Here is a 17,386-nt window from a genome sequence, read left to right on the forward strand (position 1 = left end):
CGCGATTCCCGCTCGCTTCGCTCGCGGGAATCGCGGCTGGGGCTTTGGAGTCGTTCGCCGCCGATCGCCAATCGCTCTTTTATCGGCGAGCAGCTGCGACTTTAGCGGTTTTCACCGCCGATCGGCGATCGACGATCCGTAAGCGATCAACGACGACCTCCCCGTCTCGCTAGCTCCCAGCGCGGAGGGCGGCCGCCGTCAGTACCCGCGTTCCGACCGGGCGCTTCACGAACTCCCCGAGGTCGCGGCCGACGAGGTCGCCGACCCCGCGCTGGGCCGCCACGTCGAGCAGCCGCTGGTCGACGGTGCCGTCGACAACGACGGCTCGCGGCGCGGGCTCGGCCCCCTCCACCGCGTCGAACGCGTCTCCCGCGTCGACCTCATCGACGACGCCGAACTCGTCGCCGAGGAGCCGGGCGCGGCCGGTCTCGCCGTCGACGACCTCGTCGACGTGCGCCGCGATCGACCGCGGTTCGTCGTGCTCGCCGGTCGCGCCGTCCGTCGGTTCCTCGTTCGCGGTCGCGCCGTCCGAAGGTTCCTCGTCCGCGGTCGCGTTGTCGCTAGCCATCTCGTCCGCGGTCGCGTTGTCGCTAGCCATCTCGTCCGCGGTCGCGTCGCCTCCGGACACCTCGTCGGTCTCTCCGGCGGCGTCGTCCGCGACGGTGTCGGTACCGCCGGCTTCTTCGGGAGTTGACGCCGAATCCGCCGGTTCTACTTCGCCACCGGAGGCGGACGCGCCGCTCGTTCCGGCGATTTCGGCGTCGGCGTCCGTCGCGTCGCGCGATTCGGTCGTTGACCCGGCAGTCGGCGGATCGGTCGATTCGGGCGACGGGTCGACCGCGTCGCCGCCCGCGGAACCGCTCGGCACCGCGCCGCCGTCGCCGACGCGCGCGGCCGACTCGGGACCGTCGTCGTCGGGTGCCACGTCGTCGGTAGTCGTCCCGTCGCTGACGGACGCCCCGTCGCCGTCCTCGGGATCCTCGTCGCCGGCGGCCGCTCGGAGATCGCCGGCGTCCGCGAGGCTCGCGTACGGGACCTTCCCGCGGAGCGCCTCGAAGACGGCGTCGCGGTCGAGGTCCTCGACGGACTCGCCGGGCGGCGCGAACGCGACGTAGTCCACGTCGCCCACCTGCGCGAGCTCGCGGAGGATGAGCTCCCCGCCGCGGTCGCCGTCGAGGAACGCGGTGACGGTCCGGTCGGCGGTCAGCTCGGCGACCGCCTCGGGGACGTTCGTCCCCTCGACCGCGACGGCGTTCTTGATCCCGCAGTCGAGCAGCGTGAGCACGTCGGCGCGGCCCTCGACGACGATGACGGCGTCTGAGTCGCCGACGCGCGGCCCGGCCGGGAGCCCCTCGTAGTCGACGATGCCCTCGACGCGGGCGGCGTCGCGCACCTCGTCTAACACGTCGCTGCTCGCGAGGCTCGTCTCCTCGAAGCCGCCCGCGATCAGCTCCTTTGCGCGCTCGACGACCTCGCGGCGCTTGGCCGCCCGTACGTCCTCGATGCTCGTCACCTCGACGGAGGCGTGACAGGGGCCGATGCGATCGATCGTCTCCAGCGCGGCGGCCAGGATCGCGGTCTCGACCTTGTCCAGGCTCGACGCGACGGTGACCTCGCCGAACGACTGGCCGTTCTCGGACTCGACGGAGACGTCGATCCGACCCACGCGCGAGGACTCCTGGAGGTCCCGGAGGTCCAGCTCGTCGCCGAGCAGCCCCTCCGTCTGGCCGAACACCGCCCCGACGACGTCGCTCCGCTCGACGACGCCGTCGGCCGCGATGGTGGCGTGTATCAGGTATTTCTCTGTGTCTTTCATGAGTGGTGAATGGTGATAGCGGGCGGTAGCGCCCGTCCGTGTATCGTTGCGCTCCTCGCGGAAAATAGCTATCGCCACGTCCCTCCGGCAACAGTTATCGAAGAAAATTTCTCTCCGATATGTGTGTTCGAACTTATTCGATAGCTCTTTGTGTTTATAGTCGTAGTTTCATTGTACATGACGCGCTTACGGAGCGATCTCGTTTGGATACCGACGTTCGCGATACTCGTTGCGTTCGCGGTGCCGTGGCCGCTGTGGGGCGTCGACCGCGTCGCCGCCGGGCTCCCGGTGTGGATCTGGTGGCACGTGGCGTGGCTCGGGCTGTGTGCGGGCCTGTTCGCGCTGTTCGTCCGGAGCGGCGCGTGGGAGCGCGGGATGGGCAGGCGGGTGGGGACCGACGCCGTGGCCGCAGATTCCGCGGCCGCCGACACCGTGGCCACAGATTCCGCCGCCGTGGACGGCGCGACGAGCCGCGACCCGTCGGAGCCGACCGGGGGTGACCGCCGGTGACGCTCGGCCTTTCGCTCGGCGTCGTCGTCGGCTACCTCGTCGTCGCCCTCGCGCTCGGCCTCGTCGCGTACCGCGTCTCGGAGACGACCGCCGAGGACTACTACCTCGCGAACCGGTCGATCGGCACGCTCGTGCTGCTCTTCACGACCTTCGCCACCCTGCTGTCGGCGTTCACGTTCTTCGGCGGGCCGAACCTCGCCTACCGCGCCGGCCCAGAGTGGCTGATCGTTATGGGGACCTTAGACGGCGTCCTGTTCGCGGTGCTGTGGTACGTCATCGGCTACAAGCAGTGGCTGATCGGCGCTCGTAACGGCTACGTGACGCTCGGCGAGATGCTCGGCGACCGCTTCGGCTCGACCGGGCTGCGCGCGCTGATCGCCGGCGTCAGCCTCCTGTGGCTGTTCCCGTACGTCATGCTCCAGCAGATGGGCGCCGGGGAGGCGCTCGTCGGCCTCACCGACGGCGTCGTCCCGTACTGGGGCGGCGCGGCGCTCATCACCGGGTTCATGATCCTCTACGTCGCCGTCGCCGGACTCCGCGGCGTGGCGTGGACCGACACGCTCCAGGGGCTGTTCATGCTCTCCGTCGTCTGGGTCGCCGCGGCGTGGGTCGTCTCGGCGCTCGGCGGCGTCGGCGCCGCGACCGAGGGGATGCTGGCGGCCCGGCCCGAGTTCGGGGGCTTCGGCGGCGGCGCGTACACGCCGGAGTTCATCGTCTCCACGGCGATCACCATCGCGTTCGGAGTGACGATGTTCCCGCAGATCAACCAGCGCTTCTTCGTCGCGAAGTCGGCCGCGACGCTGAAGCGGTCGTTCGCGCTGTGGCCCGTCCTCGTCCTGCTGCTGTTCCTCCCCGCGTTCATGCTCGGCGCGTGGGCGGCCGGGACGCCGGTCGAGGTGCCAACGGATGCGAACGTGCTCCCGGTCGTGCTCGGCGAGTATACCCCCGCGTGGTTCACCGCGCTCGTCGTCGCGGGCGCGATGGCGGCGATGATGTCCTCGTCGGACTCGATGCTGCTCTCGGGGTCGTCGTACTTCACTCGCGACCTGTACCGACCGCTCGTCGACGCCGACGCCTCCGAGCGACGCGAGGCGTGGATCGCGCGGATCGGCGTGGCGGCGTTCGCGACGCTCGCGTTCGCCGCGAGCCTGTTCCGCCCGGGGACGCTGATCGAGGTCGGCGACACGGCGTTCTCCGGGTTCGCGCTGCTCGCGCTCCCCGTGATCTGCGCGCTCTACTGGCCGCGGACGACCCGCACGGGGATGATCGCCGGCGTCGCGGTCCCCCAGGCGGCGTACCTGCTCGTCGTGCTGTCCGCCGTCGTCGGTGCCGTCCCGACCCTGCCGAAGACGGTCCTCGGCGGCTGGGACGTTGCGCTCGGGCTGATGGCGCTGTCCGGCGCGCTCACCGTGGGGGTCTCGCTGCTCACGGCGCCGACCGAGGAGGGCGACGCCTCGCGGTTCGCGGTGGCCGGGGACTGACTCGGCCGATCCCCGTCGGTCGGGATTCGACCGCCGTCGGTCTCACTCGTTCCGCAGGAACCGGAGCGTCTTCGGATCGGGCCCGTCGTAGTACCGGTCGAGCGCGGTCCCGAACGGACCGTCCCCGTCCGCGACCGCGTCGAACAGCGTCATCGACGACCGGAACTTCAGGTCGTCCGGCGACCCGAACACCTCGTGGGCCGACCGCCCCTCCAGCCCGTTGACGATCGCCGTACACTCCCGCAGCCGCGGCCCCAGCGTCGGGTGCGCGAGGTACGCGGTCGCCTCCTCGCGGGAACCGATCGCGTAGCGCTGTGACCTCCGACTGGTCCCCAACCCCTCGACCTGCGGGAACACGAACCACATCCAGTGGCTCCGCTTCCGTCCCGCGCGCAGTTCCCGCTTGGCCGACTCGATCACGCCGGCCTGCGCCTCGACGAACCGTCGGAGGTCGTGGGAGTCGTTCGGGTCGGCCATCTCCTCGGGGACGTTCTCGTCGCTTGTTTATAAGAGTGGCCGGCAGTGCCCGTTCCCGCCGCGTCGAACCCGGCGAAAGCCAAAAGACCGCTTCGCCCCGACAACGCGTATGAACGAGCCCGGCACCGAGGGCGTGCTGTTGGACCAAGAGACGCTCCACGATCGGCTCGACGACGCGTCGCCGTGGTTTCAGGAGCACTACCGGACCTTCCGGGAGTCGATGCTCGGCGAGCGCGACGGGTCCCCGTTCCCCTGCTACTTCGGGATCGAGGTCGAGCGCGAGGGCGACATGCTGTACGCAGCCTGCGAGTCGACCACGGACCCGGCCGCGCTGTTGCGGCTGCGCGATGTCCTCTCAGAGTACCTCGACACGTACCCGGACCACGCCGACCGCGCGCCGCTCGCGGTGTTCTTCAGGCCGCCCGACGACGACCGCGGCGAGGCGCACTACCACGAGCGGCTCTGGCACGTCCTGGAGTTCCTCCACGTCCACGACCCGGAGCCGTGGCCGGACGACATCCCGGTCGACCCCGACACCCCGCGGTGGGAGTTCTGCTTCGGCGGCGAGGCGCTGTTCCCGACCTCGCGCGCCCCCTTCTACGACGACCGGAAGAGCCGCTACTCGCCGGTCGGCTTAGAGATCACCTTCCAACCCCGGAGCGTCTTCGAGGGGATCACCGCCGACACCGAGGCGGGCGAGCGCGCCCGCGAGACGATCCGAGGCCGGATGGAGGAGTACGACGGGGTCTGTCCCCACGCCGACCTCGGCGACTGGGGCGCCGAGGGCGACCGCGAGTGGAAGCAGTACCTGTTCCGCGAGGACGACGACGCGAGCCCGGACGCCTGTCCGCTCGACCCGACGCGCGAACACCCCAAGGCGTCCGAGTCGCTGCTCGAACCCGGCGCGTGGCGGGCGTTCGACGCGGCCGACACCGGGAGCGAATCCGACGCGCCCGTCAGTTCCGGACTCGGCGATGACTGACGACGCGGTCCTCCTCCTCGTCGACTTCCAAGTCGGGTTCGACGAGCCGGGGTGGGGCGAGCGCAACAACCCCGACGCCGAGGCGGTCGCGGCCGCGCTCCTCGACCGCTGGCGCGAGACGGACCGGCCGGTCGCGCACGTCCGCCACGCCTCGACGGAACCCGACTCGCCGCTGCGTCCGGACGCCCCCGGCTTCGCGTGGAAGCCGGAAACGGCGCCCGCCGGGGGCGAGCCGACCTTCGAGAAGTCGGTCAACGGCGCGTTCCTCGACTCCGGGCTCGACGAGTGGCTCCGCGAGGCCGGGTACGAGTCGCTCGTCGTCTGCGGACTCACCACCGACCACTGCGTCTCGACGACGACGCGCGAGGCCGAGAACCGAGGCTACGACGTGCGCGTGGTCGCCGACGCGACCGCGACGCACGCCCGCGAAGCGCCCGACGGGGAGCGGATCGACCCGGAGACCTCCCACCGCGTCGCGCTCGCGCACCTGAACGGCGAGTTCGCGACGGTCGTCGAGAGCGACGACCTGCTCGCCGACCGCTGAGGAGAACCGCCCGCACGGCCCGTCGGTGACGGCGTCGCGGTCGACCTCGAACGTCGAGGAATTCGGTATTCCGACGGAGCCACCAAGCGCGGGGATCTACCGCGACCCGCACAGCAGAGAACGGAGGGACGCCGCGCCGGTCGCGGCCGCTCCGTGCCCCGCACGCGGCCGCCCGGCGCCCGCGAAGGGAAACCTCTTAATGGACTACGCGCGGAGTTCGTGGTATATGAGCAACGGCGATGACGACCCGGCCGACGCCGCGGACGACGGCGAGCCGGCGGAGACGGCCGCTCCGACGCTCCCCGACGACGCGACCGAGGAGTCCCTCACCGAGTACCTCGACGAGATCGCCGACCGCCTCGAGGCCGCCGAGACAGAGGCCGACCTCGACGACGTCGAGGCGCTCTTAGCCGACGCGGAGACCGGTATCGAGGAGGCCGACCTCCCCGAGCCGGACGAGGACGATGAGGACGCGGACGACCCGCGCGGCGACCTCGAAGACCGCGTCGCGGAGCTTCGCGACGGCGTGGACGACGCCCGCGGCCCCTACGGGGAGGACGTCGTCGACGCGATCGAATCCGCCGCCGGGACGGTCGAAGACACGGAGTGGACCGACGACGGGCGCGAGGACGTCGCGGCCGCCGTCGAGTCGTTCGTCGACGCGGCCGCCGACGCGATCGACGACGCGCTCGGCGACGCCGACGAGGATCCCGAGGCGCTTCTCGCGGAAGGCGAGGCGGCCGACGCCGCGGCGCCGGCCCCCGTCGATCAGCTCGTCGCGGCGCTCGACGCGGTCGCCGGCGCGGTCACTGACGCCGACCTCGACGCGGACGACGACGCCGACGACATCGCCGCGCTGCTGGACGCGACCGACGAGCTGGAGGCCGGCCTCGACGACGCCGAGGAGTGGGACGACCTCGAAACCCACGAGCAGCTCCGTGCGCAGGGATACTACGACGTGCTCGGCCACTACAAGGACTTCCCCGTCGAGTGGGCGGCGCTGAAGGAACACGAGGCGCGGGGCAACGTCGACATGATCCTGCTCGCGCTCGACTCGCTCCAGTCCGAGTTCATGGAGCGCCACTGCCTGGAGGCGTTCGAGCGGATGGGCAAGCGCGGCAAGACCGAGGCGTCGGTCGAGGAGATCCTCGGCCGCGCCGAGAAGCGCGACCAGCCCGCGATCCGGATCCTCGGGACGATGGCGGCCGAAGAGGCGACCGACACCCTCGTCGAGTACGTCCCCGAGGACTCGAACCCGCAGCTCCAGAAGGTCGTGTTCAAGGCGCTCGGCGAAATCGGCGCGTCCGAGGCGGTCCAGCCGCTCGCGAACCAGCTCGACCCCGACGGCGACACCGACGAGCTAGTCCGCCCCCACGCCGCCCGCGCGCTCGGGCTGATCGGCGACACCCGCGCCGTCGACCCCCTCGCCGACGCGCTCGAGGCGCACCCGTCCGACGACGTCCGCGCGGCCGCCGGCTGGGCGCTCCGCCAGATCGGCACCCGCGAGGCGCTCGAAGCGGTCGCCGAGCACGCCGACGAACACTCCTTCGTCGTCTCGACCGAGGGCGAGAAGGCCCGGGACGCGCTCGACGACGAGGCGGAACCGGCGCCGACCGCCTGACGCGGCCCGCGTGATGCGGACCGACTGACCCGACCCGCTCCGCCCGCCGTTCGACCGACCCTTTTCACCGATACCGAGGGCACGCCCCTCGTGTCACCCGCTCCGTTCCGTGTCCCGATCCACTCGACCGCGAGCGTCGCCGCCGTCGTCGCGCTCGGACTGCTCGTCTCCGCGGCCGTCGTCCCGGTCGCCGTCGCTGGCGATGCCGGAACCGGCCCGGGAGTCGGCAGACTCGACCCCGGCGGCGCTGCCACCGCACCGTCGAACGAGAGCCCCGAGAACCTGACGCTCGTGTCCACGACGCCGCGGATCGTCGAGCTGTTCCCGAACCCGACGACCGCGGAGAACCGCGGCGAGTACCTCGTCGTCCGGCTCCCCAAGCGCGGGAACTGGTCGCTCGCCGACGGACACCACGAGGCGGAGGTCCCGGCGAACGCCAGTGGCGTCGTCGCCCTCTCGATGGACCCCGCGAACGCGACGCCCCTGCTCGCCGACGAGACCGCGGTCGCCGGCAACGGCGGCACCGGGGACCCGACGCTCCGCGCGCTCGACGACCACTTCCCGCTCGCCGCGTCGGGCGACCGGATCGCGCTCCGCCGGAACGGGACGACGGTCGCCGCGGTCGACTACGACCGCGCGCCCGAGGGACACCGGTGGCGCGCCGACTGGGGGGAGTGGCGACCCCGCGGGTACGAACGCCGGTCGCCGCGTCGGACCGCGAACGCCGCCGTGACGCCGTTCGTTCTCCCCGACAGCCCCGGCCTGCCGGTCGAGCCGCTCCGCGACGCCGAGGACCGCCTGTTCGTCGCCGGCTACACGCTGACCTCGGAGCGGGTCGCCGACGCGCTCGTCGCCGCCGCGGACCGCGGCGTCCGCGTCCGCGTGCTGCTGGAGGGGTCGCCGGTCGGCGGTTTCCCGGCGCGGAGCGCGGAGCTGATCGACCGGTTGACGGCCGCCGGCGTCGAGGTCCGGATCCTCGACGGCGAGGTCGAGCGGTTCCGGTTCCACCACCCGAAGTACGCGGTCGCCGACGACCGCGCGGTCGTCCTCACGGAGAACTGGAAGCGGTCCGGCACGGGCGGGCGGAGCAACCGCGGCTGGGGCGTCGTCGTCGGAAGCGACGACACCGTGGATGCGGGCGGTCCCGGGACCGAGCGCGACGCGCTCGTCGCGGAGGACCTCGCCGCGCTGTTCGCCGCGGACTTCCGGGCGCGGGACGCGCGCTCGTGGCGCGCCTTCCGCGCCGACACCGAGTTCCACGGCGGCGGGCGCGTGAACGGCTCGTACCCGACGCGGTTCGACGCGCCCGCGAAGCCCGCGACGGCGAACGTGACCGTCCTGACCGCGCCGGGGAACGCCGCCGACCGGATCGTCGCGCGGATCGACGCCGCGGACGAGCGGGTGCTCGCGGTCGTGCCGCGGGTCGGCGGTCCCGACGATCGGATCGTCCGCGCGCTCCGACGCGCGGCCGACCGCGGGGTCGACGTCCACCTGCTGCTCTCGGACGCGTGGTACGACCGGGAGGCGAACCGGAACCTCTCCGAGTCGCTCAGAGACGAGCCGATCGCCGTCGACCTCGCCGAGCCGCGCGGCCGGTTCGAGAAGGTCCACGCGAAGGGGCTGGTCGTCGACGACACGGCGCTCGTCGGCAGCCTCAACTGGAATCCGAGCGCGGAGACGAACAACCGCGAGGTGGTGCTCGCGGTCGAGAACGAGTCGGTCGCCGACTTCTACGCTCGCGCGTACGCGGCCGACTGGCGGGGCGGCGGAATCCAGCTTCCGATCGCCTTCGTCGCCGGGTTCGGCGTCGCGCTCGCGGGAGCCGGCGTCGCGCTCGCGGGAGCCGGCGCCGTCGCTCGACGGGAGCTCGCGTTCGGCTGAGAAACGAGGTCGGTGCGAACGGCCGCGGCGGTCGGCTCAGTCGTCGAGCGCGATCGTCGACGAGAGCGCCTCGTCGATCTCCGCCCCCGCCATCTTCTCGACCAGCGTCTCGATCACTTCGCTGCGGCGGCGCTTCACGAACTTGATCGAGCCGACGACGAGGTGGCCGCCCCCGGAGACGCCGGCCTCGGGGAGTTCCTCGTTCAGCTCGGTCACCATGTTCGGGATGTCGAGCCGGACGCCGTCGGACCGGAGGACGCAGAAGTCGGGGCCGTAGCCGATGGTGATGACGGGGTCGCCGGTCTCTTTCACTCTCGTGTCGTGGAGCTCGCCGGTCGTCTTGCCCGGCGCGGGGTAGGTGAATCGGTGCGCGTACTCGTCTAAGTCGATCCGGTAGAGGTGCGCGCCGGAGGCGAGCCGCTCGTGGTCGACGTGGTCCTCGACGGCGTCGAGCTGGCGCTCCACGTCGCGCTCGGCGCGCTCCGAGAGGAACTCGACGAGCTCCTCGTGGCGCGCCTCGTCGTCGCAACCGACGTTGAGCGCGTCGTTGACCAGGGTCTTCCCCTCGGAGTAGCGGAGCCAGTGGGCGGCGTAGTCGAGCGCCTCGCCGATGTCGAGGAGGTCGGACTCGTCGTACCCAGCGCCCTCGGCGAGCGCGACGTAGTCGTCCATCGCCTCCGCCTTCGAGCGGTCGGAGAGGCCGGCAACCGCCGGCACGTGTTCGAGCTCCTCGGTGAGCGACGGGTCGACGAGCCGGGCGAGCTCGACGCACATCATCCCGGTGGTGACCCGGTAGTCCTCGCCGTGGAGGTAGGGGTTCACGTGGGCGTCGAGCAGCGGCCCGACCGCCTCGGGGTCGGGGTGGTGGTGATCGACGGCCGCGATGGGGATGTCGTAGTGCGCGAGGTTCTCGTAGGCCGGCACGTCCTCCTCTGTCGACCCGTTGTCGAGCATGAGGAGGAAGGGGAGCTTCTGCCCGTGGCGCGCGCGGCCCTCCAAGGCGAAATTGAGGTCGCGGGTGACGTCCTCCATCTCGTAGTAGGGCGCCTTGCTCGGGAGCCGCTTGAACAGGTGTCGGGCGGCGTCGGGGTCGCCGTGGACCTCCTCGATGAGGTTCTCAACGGCGAGCTGTACCGGGATCGCGGCGCACATCCCGTCGCCGTCGGCGTGGTGTCGGACACGGATCGGGCGGCCGGCGAGGACCGTCCGGCGGAGCAACCGCGCGAGCTCGCGGAGGTCCTCGTGGATCGGCTCGAACGCCTCCCAGTCGACGAGCGGCTCGACGTCGGCCGGCTCGGCGCGCTCGTCGAGGGCCGCCTCGAAGCGATCGCGGGCTTCGGCGGCGCGCTCGTCGGGGAGCCGCGTCAGCGAGTCGACCTCCAACTGGAGCGCGTTCTCGCGGCTCTCGATCGCCCCCGAGACGTGGACCATGTCGCCGACCTCGACCTCGGGGTACGCCCGGACCCCGGCGGACTCGAAGGCGGCACAGGAGAGGACGCCGGAGGCGTCCGCGACGGCGAAGACGGTGGGACCCCCCGTCTGTTTCGCCTGAACGACCTCGCCCTCGACGGTCACCTCGTCGCCCGGCGTGAGGCCCCGGACCCGAGAGACCGTCGGCTCGTGGGCGACCGTCTCGGTGCGGTAGTCGTCGGGGTCGACGTCGTCGAACGCCACGTCGCCGTTCTCCTTGACCTCGGTGAGCCGGACGATCAGCCGGTCGCCGACCGCGTAGTCGCCGTCGAGGTTCGACTCGTGGACCAGCCCGCTCACGGCGTCGGAGAGGTCGACGAACACGCCGTAGTCGACGACGCCGTTGACTTCGGCGTGGTACAGCTCGTCGACTGCGGCGTCTTCGAGGGTACAGTCCGGCGCCAGATCGTAGACGGTCGGCCGGTCGTCGGCCGCCCCCTCCGCCGCGTCGGCGTCGGGTTCGGGGCTCGAATCGCCCCGCGTGCCGGAATCCCCGGCGAAGTTTTCGCTCATGAGCAGCCTTCGGGAACGGCCGGTGTTAAGCCTGTTCTCTCGTGGGCTCGGGCCGGGAGTCCGCGTCGCGTTCCGCGGTCCGGAACCCCTATGAGGCGACGGCGACTTATCCCGCTTATGCGACTGTTCCGCTCGGACGAGCTCCTCGGCATCGCCCGAGAGACCCTGGATTTCGTCCTCGAGGCGAGCGAGGAGACGCACCCCAACGAGTACATGGGGTTCCTCCGCGCGGACGACGCCCGGAAGCTCGATCTCGACCGGGACGGACAGGTGATCACCGACGTGCTCGTCATCCCGGGCACGGAGTCGAGCCCGACGAGCGCCAGCGTCCGGACACACATGAAGCCGAACGACATGCGCGCGGTCGGGTCGGTCCACTCCCACCCCAACGGCGCGCTGCGGCCGAGCGACGCCGACCTCGCGACCTTCGGGCAGGGGAAAGTACACATCATCGTCGGCGCCCCCTACGGCTGGGGCGACTGGAAGGCGTTCGACAACGAGGGGCGACAGACCACCCTCGACGTCCTCGACGTGGAGGTGCCCGACGAGCACTTCTTCGATTTCACCCAGGAGGACATCGACCGGGAGCTCGACGAGCGCGACCGCGGCGGCTTCCTCTCGTGGTTCCGATGACGCGGGTCGTCGCGCAGGGGACGTTCGACCTGCTCCACCCCGGCCACGTCCACTACCTGGAGGACGCCGCGGCCCGCGGCGACGAGCTCCACGCCATCGTCGCCCGCCGGACCAACGTCACGCACAAGCCCGCACCGGTGCTGTGCGCCCGCCAGCGGCGCGACATGGTCGCGGCGCTCGACGCGGTCGACGAGGCGCACCTCGGCGATCCGGGGGACGTGTTCGTCCCCATCGAGCGGCTCGACCCCGACGTGATCGTGTTGGGGTTCGACCAGCACCACGACGAGGCCGACATCGCCGACGCGCTCGCGGACCGCGGTATCGACTGCCGGGTCGAGCGCGCGTCCGGCCGCGAGCCGAAGTACGAGGACGAACTGCTCTCCAGCGGCGACATCGTCGACCGGATCCTCCGAGAGCGCGGCGGCGAGGCGGACGCGGACCGGGACTGAGCGCTGACGGACGCCGTCCGCTCGGGTCCGCGTTTTCGCCCGCCGCTCGCCGCCGTTTTGTCGAAGCGCGGAACATATATGGGTCCGATTCGTAATTCACGCCACGTGACGCTCCCAGACAGATTCCCCGCGGTGTTGGCCGCGGCCGCGATGGGCGTGTACCTGCTCGTCGTCGTCGGCGCCACCACCTCGCTCACCGAGGCGGCGACCGCCTGCGGCGCCTGGCCGGCCTGCGGGAACGGCGCCGCCCTCCCGACGGCGACCGAGGGGTGGATCGCCCTCGGCCACCGCGCCCTCGCCGCCGTCGTCGGTCTCCTCGTCGCGCTCTCCGCCGCGCTCGCGTGGCGGGACGGCGCCGACCGCCGGGTCAGGGTCGCGCTCGCCGTCGCGCTCGTCGTCTATCCCGCGCAGGCCGGCGTCGGCGCGCTCGTCGCGCTCGGCGACCTCCCGGCCGCGCTCGGCTCCGCGCACCTCCTGATCGGTATCGGAATCTTCGGGGCCGTCCTCGCCGCGCTCGCCTGGTGGCTGGAGGCCGAGACGGGCGACCCGGACGACGCGCCCGACGAGTTCGAACCCGGGACCGACGACCTGCCGCCGGTCGAGGAGGCCCCGGAACCGGACATCCCGTCGGCGGCGCTCCCGCGGCTGAAGGCGACCGCGACCGCGTACTTCCGGCTGATGAAGCCGCGGCTGATGTGGCTGCTCTGCCTCGTCGCCGCGGCCGCGATGGCGCTGGCGGGCGGCTCCGGTTTCACGCCGCCCGTCGTGGCGGCGACGCTCGCCGGCGGTGCGCTCTCGATCGGCGCCTCCGGGACGTTCAACCACGTCCTCGAACGCGACGTGGACAAGCGGATGCAACGCACCAGCGACCGCCCGCTCGCGACGGACCTCGTGCCCGTTCCGCACGCCCTCGCGTTCGGCGGTCTGCTGACGCTCGTCTCGCTCGGCCTGTTCTGGACGGTGAACTCCTTGACGGCCGCGCTCGGGCTCGTCGCGATACTGTTCTACAGCGTCGTCTACACGCTCGTCCTCAAACCGAACACGGTCCAAAACACCGTCATCGGCGGCGCGGCCGGCGCGCTGCCGGCGCTCATCGGGTGGGCCGCAGTCACGGGCGAGGTCGGCGGCGGCGGGGTGCTGCTCGCCGCGGTCATCTTCCTCTGGACGCCCGCACACTTCTACAACCTCGCGCTGGCGTACAAGGACGACTACGAGCGCGGCGGCTTCCCGATGATGCCCGTCGTCCGCGGGGAGACCGCGACGCGTCGGCACATCCTCTGGTACCTCGGCGCGACGCTGGTCGCCGCGGTCGCCCTCGCCGCGGCCGCCGACCCGCTCGGCGCGCTGTACGCGGTCGTCGGCGTCGGCGTCGGCGGGGTCTTCCTCTGGATGGTCGTCCGGCTCCACTACGAGCAGACCGAGGGGGCCGCCTTCCGCGCGTTCCACGCCTCGAACGCCTACCTCGGCCTGTTGCTGTTCGCCGTCGTCTTCGACGCGCTGGTGGTCTGAAACGGTCGATATCGTCGCGAGCGCGCCGCGACCGACCGGGACCTGTCCCTTTAATCCCGTTCGCGTCCTACGCTGTGCCATGACACGCGTTGAAGTCGAGTACTGCGTCCCCTGTGGCATGTTGAACCGCGCCCGAGACGTCTCCGAGGCGATCCTCAAGCAGTTCGGCGAGAGCGTCGACGAGGTCGCTCTGGTGACCGGCGACGACGGCGTGTTCGTCGTCCGCGCCGACGGCGAGGTCGTCTTCGACAAGACCGAAGACGAGTACGACGTCGACGCCATCGTCCGCGCGGTCAAGCCGCACGTCGGCGCGACGGCGTAGTCACTCGGCTGTTCTCAGCCTGGAGACGCCCGAGGAGGACTCTTCGACGGGTTACATTAATCACTGTTCTCACGCCGCAAGCTAATTACGACTCGCCGACAAATCTCGGTGACGATGTCGGACTCATCGGAGCGGACCCGGACCGAGGCGGTCGCCCCCGGCGATCCGGCGGTCGACGCCGCCGCCGAGAACCGGTCGCGGCTCGCGCGGACGTGGTACCGGTCGCGGTTCGGCGTCGGCGTCATCGCCGCCGACGTGCTCCTCACCGTCGGCCTCGCCGCCGGGGCGCTGCTGGTGACCGACGGCCCGTTCCCCGGGTTCGCCGGCCTCGGTTCCGGAGTCGTTCCGCCGTTCGTCCCCCTGTTCAGCCTGCTCGGCGCCCTGGGGTTCGTGTTCACCGCCCTCGTCGAGCGGTTCGACGCCTCCGTCGGCACGCTCGTCCGGTACAACCTCCGGCTGCCGGCCGCCCTGCCGCTCGGCGTCGGGGTGTACCTGCTCTCCGACATCCTTCTCGGCGGGACGACCGGCGACGCGCCCCTCGTCGCCGGCGTCGTCTTCCTCTCGGGACTGTACGTGAACCTCGCGTACAAGCGCCTGGGGGCGTTGGCGCGCCGCCTCCTCCCCGCGAGCGCCGATCGGAGCGCGGGCTCGGGAGACGGGGAGAGCTGACCCCGGCCACGCCGGACTCAGTCGGGGTCGAACACCGCACGCGCGGAGTTGGTCACGACGAGGATGCTGCTCGACGCCATCGCGAGCGCGGCCAGCAGCGGGTTGAGGACGCCGGATAACGCCAACGGAATCGCGACCGCGTTGTAGACGAACGCCCAGCCGAGGTTCTGTTTCAGCCGTCGGTTCGTCCCGCGCGTGACGGCGAACAGTTCGGGGACCGCCGAGAGCCGGTCCTCCAGGAGGACGGCGTCGGCCGCGTCCGCGGCGAGGTCGGTGCCGGAGGCGATCGAGACCCCGAGGTCGGCCGCGGCGAGCGCCGGCGCGTCGTTGCTCCCGTCGCCGACCATCGCGACCGAGCCGTCGGTGCCGAGCCGCCGGACCGTCTCGGCCTTCGCCTCCGGCGGCACCTCGGCGAACACCTCGTCGATCGCGGGGTGCTCCGCGAACCGCCTCGCGGCCGCGGGCGCGTCGCCGGTGAGCACCACCACCCGACGGCCGTCCGCGTCGAGGTCGGCGACCACCGACTCCCACCCGTCGCGCACCTCGTCGCCGACCGTCAGGACGCCGCGGCCGCGACCCTCCCAGCCGACGTAGACCGGGACGTTCCCGCGGTCGCGGGCGGTCGCTCCCGCCTCGCGGAGCGCGTCCGGTATCGGCCAGCCGCGCTCGTCGAACAGGCCGGGGTGGCCGACGACGACCTCGTCGCCGTCGACGCGCCCCGCGACCCCGCGGTCGAAGACGTCCACGTCCGTCGCTGACGGGCCGCTCGGGGCGGGCGCGTCGTCGGTCTCGCCGACGCCGTCGGCGGTCGAGTCCGCCGCGGTCGCCGCGCCGCCGTCGGTCGCCGGCCGCTCAACCGTTCGCCCCTCCGAGTCCCCCAGCACTCCGGAGACGATCGCCTCGGCGACCGGGTGGACCGAGGCGCGCTCGACGGCGGCGGCGCGGTCTCGCACGCGGTCGACCGGCGTCCCCGCCGCGGCCGTCGCGTCGAGCAGCCGCATCTCGCCGTCGGTGAGCGTCCCGGTCTTGTCGAGGACGACGGTGTCGACGTCGCTCGCCGACTCGAAGACGGCGTCGGAGACGACGACGATGCCGCGGTTCGCGGCGTCGCGGATCCCGGCGGCGACCGCAAGCGGCGTCGCCAGGCCGAGCGCGCACGGACACGAGACGATGAGCACCGTCAGCCCGACGAGCGCGGCCTCGATCGGCGCCGACCCGAGCGCCAGCGTCGCGGCGGCGCCGACGGTCGCGACCGCGACGACGAGGGGGACGAACACCGTCGCCAAGCGGTCGACGAGCCGCTGGACGCCGGACCGCGAGCTCTGGATCTCCCACAGCAGCCGCACGAGGGTGTCGAGGGTGTTCGCCGCGTCCTCGCCGACCTCGACGACGACCGGCGAGTCGGTGACGACGGTCCCGCCCCGGACCGCGTCGCCCTCGCGTTTCGTGGCGGGGAGGGACTCGCCGGTGACGAGCGCCTCGTCGACAGCGGCCGTTCCCTCGGCGACGGTCCCGTCGAAGGGCACGCGCTCGCCGGGGCGCACGAGCAGCCGGTCGCCGGGGTCGACCGCGTCGGCGGCGACGGTCTCGCCCGCCTCGGTCCGCACCGTCCGGTCCTCGGTCGTCGTCAGGTCGGCGAGCATGCCGGTCGCCCGCCGCTTGATGATCGACTCGTAGTGGTTGCCGGCGGTGACGACCAGGATGACGGCGATGGTCACGTCGAAGTAGAGGTCGGTCCGGCCGACGAACAGCGCGAGCGTGCTGTAGACGTACGAGCTCGCGGCCGCGAGCGACACCAACAGGTCCATGTTCGGCTGCCGGGCCCGGAGGCTCACGTACGCGCCCCGCAGGATCGGGTAGCCGGTGTAAAACAGGACGATGGAGGCGAACACCCAGATCTGCGCGAACAGGTACGTCCCGGAGACGCCGCCTAAGTCGAGTATCGGCTCGTACCCGAAGTAGGTCGGATACAGGAAGAGGACGTACCACAGCATCGCCATCATGCCGAAGAACCCGCCGCCGATCAGGAATCGCACGACCGCGTCGTCGTCCTCCGCGTCCGGGTCCGCGCGGTCGCTCGCCGAGTAGCCCGCGACCGAGAGCCGCCCGGGAAGCTCCTCGGCGCTCACGGCGTCGGGGTCGTAGTCGACCCGGATCGTGTCCGTGGCGTAGCTCGCCTCGGCGGCCGCGACCCCCTCCTGCTCGCCGGCCGTCATCTCGAGGAACGACTCGCAGGTGGCGCAGTGCATCCCGTCGACGTGGAGGAACGTCGTCTCGCCGTCGAACTCGTCGCCCGGCGTCGCGTCCGGCCGCTGCTCGTCGAGGTCGTCGAGGTCCTCGACGTCGTCCAGCGACCGCGCGACGGTCAGACAGCCCCGGCAGCAGAACTCGCCGTCGACGTCGGGCGCGGTGTGCGGGTCGTCCCCAGTCGGGAGGTCACAGAGCGTACAGCCTGTCATTGGTGGTCCGTTCGCGGTCGGTGGGGCGGTCCGCGGACCGGGGGCGGCGG

14 protein-coding genes and 1 pseudogene are annotated in these 17,386 nt (G+C 71.9%); 11 read left to right on the plus strand and 4 right to left on the minus strand.

Annotated features, from left to right (window positions below):
• Positions 1 to 169 precede the first annotated feature (169 nt).
• The gene (gene dnaG, locus Z052_RS13430; RefSeq protein ID WP_094521419.1) at positions 170 to 1,816 is read right to left on the minus strand and encodes a DNA primase DnaG; all 1,647 of its coding nucleotides are present in this window, start codon (positions 1,814 to 1,816) and stop codon (positions 170 to 172) included.
• Positions 1,817 to 1,993: 177 nt separating this feature from the next.
• Between dnaG and Z052_RS21010 the strand changes: the two are divergent.
• Positions 1,994 to 2,203, plus strand: a pseudogene (locus Z052_RS21010) (hypothetical protein); the annotation flags it as partial.
• Positions 2,204 to 2,322: 119 nt separating this feature from the next.
• Positions 2,323 to 3,807: a sodium:solute symporter gene (locus Z052_RS13440; protein WP_099289123.1), complete on the plus strand. Its 1,485-nt coding sequence runs from the start codon at positions 2,323 to 2,325 to the stop codon at positions 3,805 to 3,807.
• A 42-nt stretch (positions 3,808 to 3,849) separates the two neighbouring features.
• Here Z052_RS13440 and Z052_RS13445 read toward each other — a convergent pair whose 3' ends face one another.
• Entirely contained in the window at positions 3,850 to 4,284 is a 435-nt protein-coding gene (locus tag Z052_RS13445) for a DUF1810 domain-containing protein (RefSeq protein ID WP_086219400.1), read from the minus strand.
• A gap of 109 nt (positions 4,285 to 4,393) precedes the next feature.
• Here Z052_RS13445 and Z052_RS13450 point away from each other — a divergent pair, with 109 nt between their 5' ends.
• The 4 genes from Z052_RS13450 (at position 4,394) to Z052_RS13465 (ending at position 9,312) form a co-directional block, all read left to right on the plus strand.
• Positions 4,394 to 5,266 carry a YqcI/YcgG family protein gene (locus Z052_RS13450; protein WP_086215835.1) on the plus strand — a complete coding sequence of 291 codons (873 nt, stop codon included), beginning with the start codon at positions 4,394 to 4,396 and terminating at the stop codon, positions 5,264 to 5,266.
• The gene (locus tag Z052_RS13455) at positions 5,259 to 5,810 is read left to right on the plus strand and encodes a cysteine hydrolase family protein (RefSeq protein WP_094521418.1); all 552 of its coding nucleotides are present in this window, start codon (positions 5,259 to 5,261) and stop codon (positions 5,808 to 5,810) included. Before Z052_RS13450 ends, Z052_RS13455 begins: the two co-directional genes overlap by 8 nt.
• 226 nt (positions 5,811 to 6,036) lie before the next feature.
• Complete coding sequence (locus Z052_RS13460; protein ID WP_049930366.1) at positions 6,037 to 7,431, plus strand: HEAT repeat domain-containing protein; 1,395 nt, start codon at positions 6,037 to 6,039, stop codon at positions 7,429 to 7,431.
• A gap of 90 nt (positions 7,432 to 7,521) precedes the next feature.
• The gene (locus Z052_RS13465) at positions 7,522 to 9,312 is read left to right on the plus strand and encodes a phospholipase D-like domain-containing protein (RefSeq protein WP_094521417.1); all 1,791 of its coding nucleotides are present in this window, start codon (positions 7,522 to 7,524) and stop codon (positions 9,310 to 9,312) included.
• 36 nt (positions 9,313 to 9,348) lie between these two features.
• On the opposite strand, the gene Z052_RS13470 is transcribed toward Z052_RS13465, so the two are convergent.
• Positions 9,349 to 11,295, minus strand: coding sequence for a DHH family phosphoesterase (locus Z052_RS13470; protein ID WP_049930369.1), 1,947 nt, complete (start codon positions 11,293 to 11,295; stop codon positions 9,349 to 9,351).
• 117 nt (positions 11,296 to 11,412) lie between these two features.
• On the opposite strand from Z052_RS13470, the gene Z052_RS13475 reads away from it, so the two are divergent.
• The 5 genes from Z052_RS13475 to Z052_RS13495 all read left to right on the plus strand — a co-directional run bounded on the left by Z052_RS13475 (position 11,413) and on the right by Z052_RS13495 (position 14,877).
• Complete coding sequence (locus Z052_RS13475) at positions 11,413 to 11,928, plus strand: Mov34/MPN/PAD-1 family protein (RefSeq protein WP_049930371.1); 516 nt, start codon at positions 11,413 to 11,415, stop codon at positions 11,926 to 11,928.
• Positions 11,925 to 12,377 carry an adenylyltransferase/cytidyltransferase family protein gene (locus tag Z052_RS13480; protein WP_049930683.1) on the plus strand — a complete coding sequence of 151 codons (453 nt, stop codon included), beginning with the start codon at positions 11,925 to 11,927 and terminating at the stop codon, positions 12,375 to 12,377. The genes Z052_RS13475 and Z052_RS13480 overlap by 4 nt, the downstream gene beginning before the upstream one ends.
• A 105-nt stretch (positions 12,378 to 12,482) precedes the next feature.
• Positions 12,483 to 13,886 carry a heme o synthase gene (locus Z052_RS13485; RefSeq protein ID WP_049930373.1) on the plus strand — a complete coding sequence of 468 codons (1,404 nt, stop codon included), beginning with the start codon at positions 12,483 to 12,485 and terminating at the stop codon, positions 13,884 to 13,886.
• Between the two features lie 79 nt (positions 13,887 to 13,965).
• Positions 13,966 to 14,208: a SelT/SelW/SelH family protein gene (locus Z052_RS13490; protein WP_049930374.1), complete on the plus strand. Its 243-nt coding sequence runs from the start codon at positions 13,966 to 13,968 to the stop codon at positions 14,206 to 14,208.
• Positions 14,209 to 14,322: 114 nt separating this feature from the next.
• Positions 14,323 to 14,877, plus strand: a complete 555-nt coding sequence (locus Z052_RS13495; protein WP_049930375.1) for a hypothetical protein — start codon at positions 14,323 to 14,325, stop codon at positions 14,875 to 14,877.
• 17 nt (positions 14,878 to 14,894) lie between these two features.
• On the opposite strand, the gene Z052_RS13500 is transcribed toward Z052_RS13495, so the two are convergent.
• Positions 14,895 to 17,336: a cation-translocating P-type ATPase gene (locus Z052_RS13500; protein WP_094521416.1), complete on the minus strand. Its 2,442-nt coding sequence runs from the start codon at positions 17,334 to 17,336 to the stop codon at positions 14,895 to 14,897.
• Between the last annotated feature and the right edge of the window lie 50 nt (positions 17,337 to 17,386).

This window comes from Halorubrum sp. C191, from assembly GCF_002727095.1.
Lineage (GTDB): Archaea > Halobacteriota > Halobacteria > Halobacteriales > Haloferacaceae > Halorubrum > Halorubrum ezzemoulense.

What these genes read in the sequence shown, in the direction of transcription:
- Z052_RS13445 (WP_086219400.1), bottom strand. Translation starts at nt 4,284, where the DNA reads ATGGCCGACCCGAACGACTCCCACGACCTCCGACGGTTCGTCGAGGCG.
- Z052_RS13450 (WP_086215835.1), top strand. Translation starts at nt 4,394, where the DNA reads ATGAACGAGCCCGGCACCGAGGGCGTGCTGTTGGACCAAGAGACGCTC.
- Z052_RS13480 (WP_049930683.1), top strand. Translation starts at nt 11,925, where the DNA reads ATGACGCGGGTCGTCGCGCAGGGGACGTTCGACCTGCTCCACCCCGGC.
- dnaG (WP_094521419.1), bottom strand. Translation starts at nt 1,816, where the DNA reads ATGAAAGACACAGAGAAATACCTGATACACGCCACCATCGCGGCCGAC.
- Z052_RS13500 (WP_094521416.1), bottom strand. Translation starts at nt 17,336, where the DNA reads ATGACAGGCTGTACGCTCTGTGACCTCCCGACTGGGGACGACCCGCAC.
- Z052_RS13495 (WP_049930375.1), top strand. Translation starts at nt 14,323, where the DNA reads ATGTCGGACTCATCGGAGCGGACCCGGACCGAGGCGGTCGCCCCCGGC.
- Z052_RS13460 (WP_049930366.1), top strand. Translation starts at nt 6,037, where the DNA reads ATGAGCAACGGCGATGACGACCCGGCCGACGCCGCGGACGACGGCGAG.
- Z052_RS13470 (WP_049930369.1), bottom strand. Translation starts at nt 11,295, where the DNA reads ATGAGCGAAAACTTCGCCGGGGATTCCGGCACGCGGGGCGATTCGAGC.
- Z052_RS13490 (WP_049930374.1), top strand. Translation starts at nt 13,966, where the DNA reads ATGACACGCGTTGAAGTCGAGTACTGCGTCCCCTGTGGCATGTTGAAC.
- Z052_RS13475 (WP_049930371.1), top strand. Translation starts at nt 11,413, where the DNA reads ATGCGACTGTTCCGCTCGGACGAGCTCCTCGGCATCGCCCGAGAGACC.
- Z052_RS13455 (WP_094521418.1), top strand. Translation starts at nt 5,259, where the DNA reads ATGACTGACGACGCGGTCCTCCTCCTCGTCGACTTCCAAGTCGGGTTC.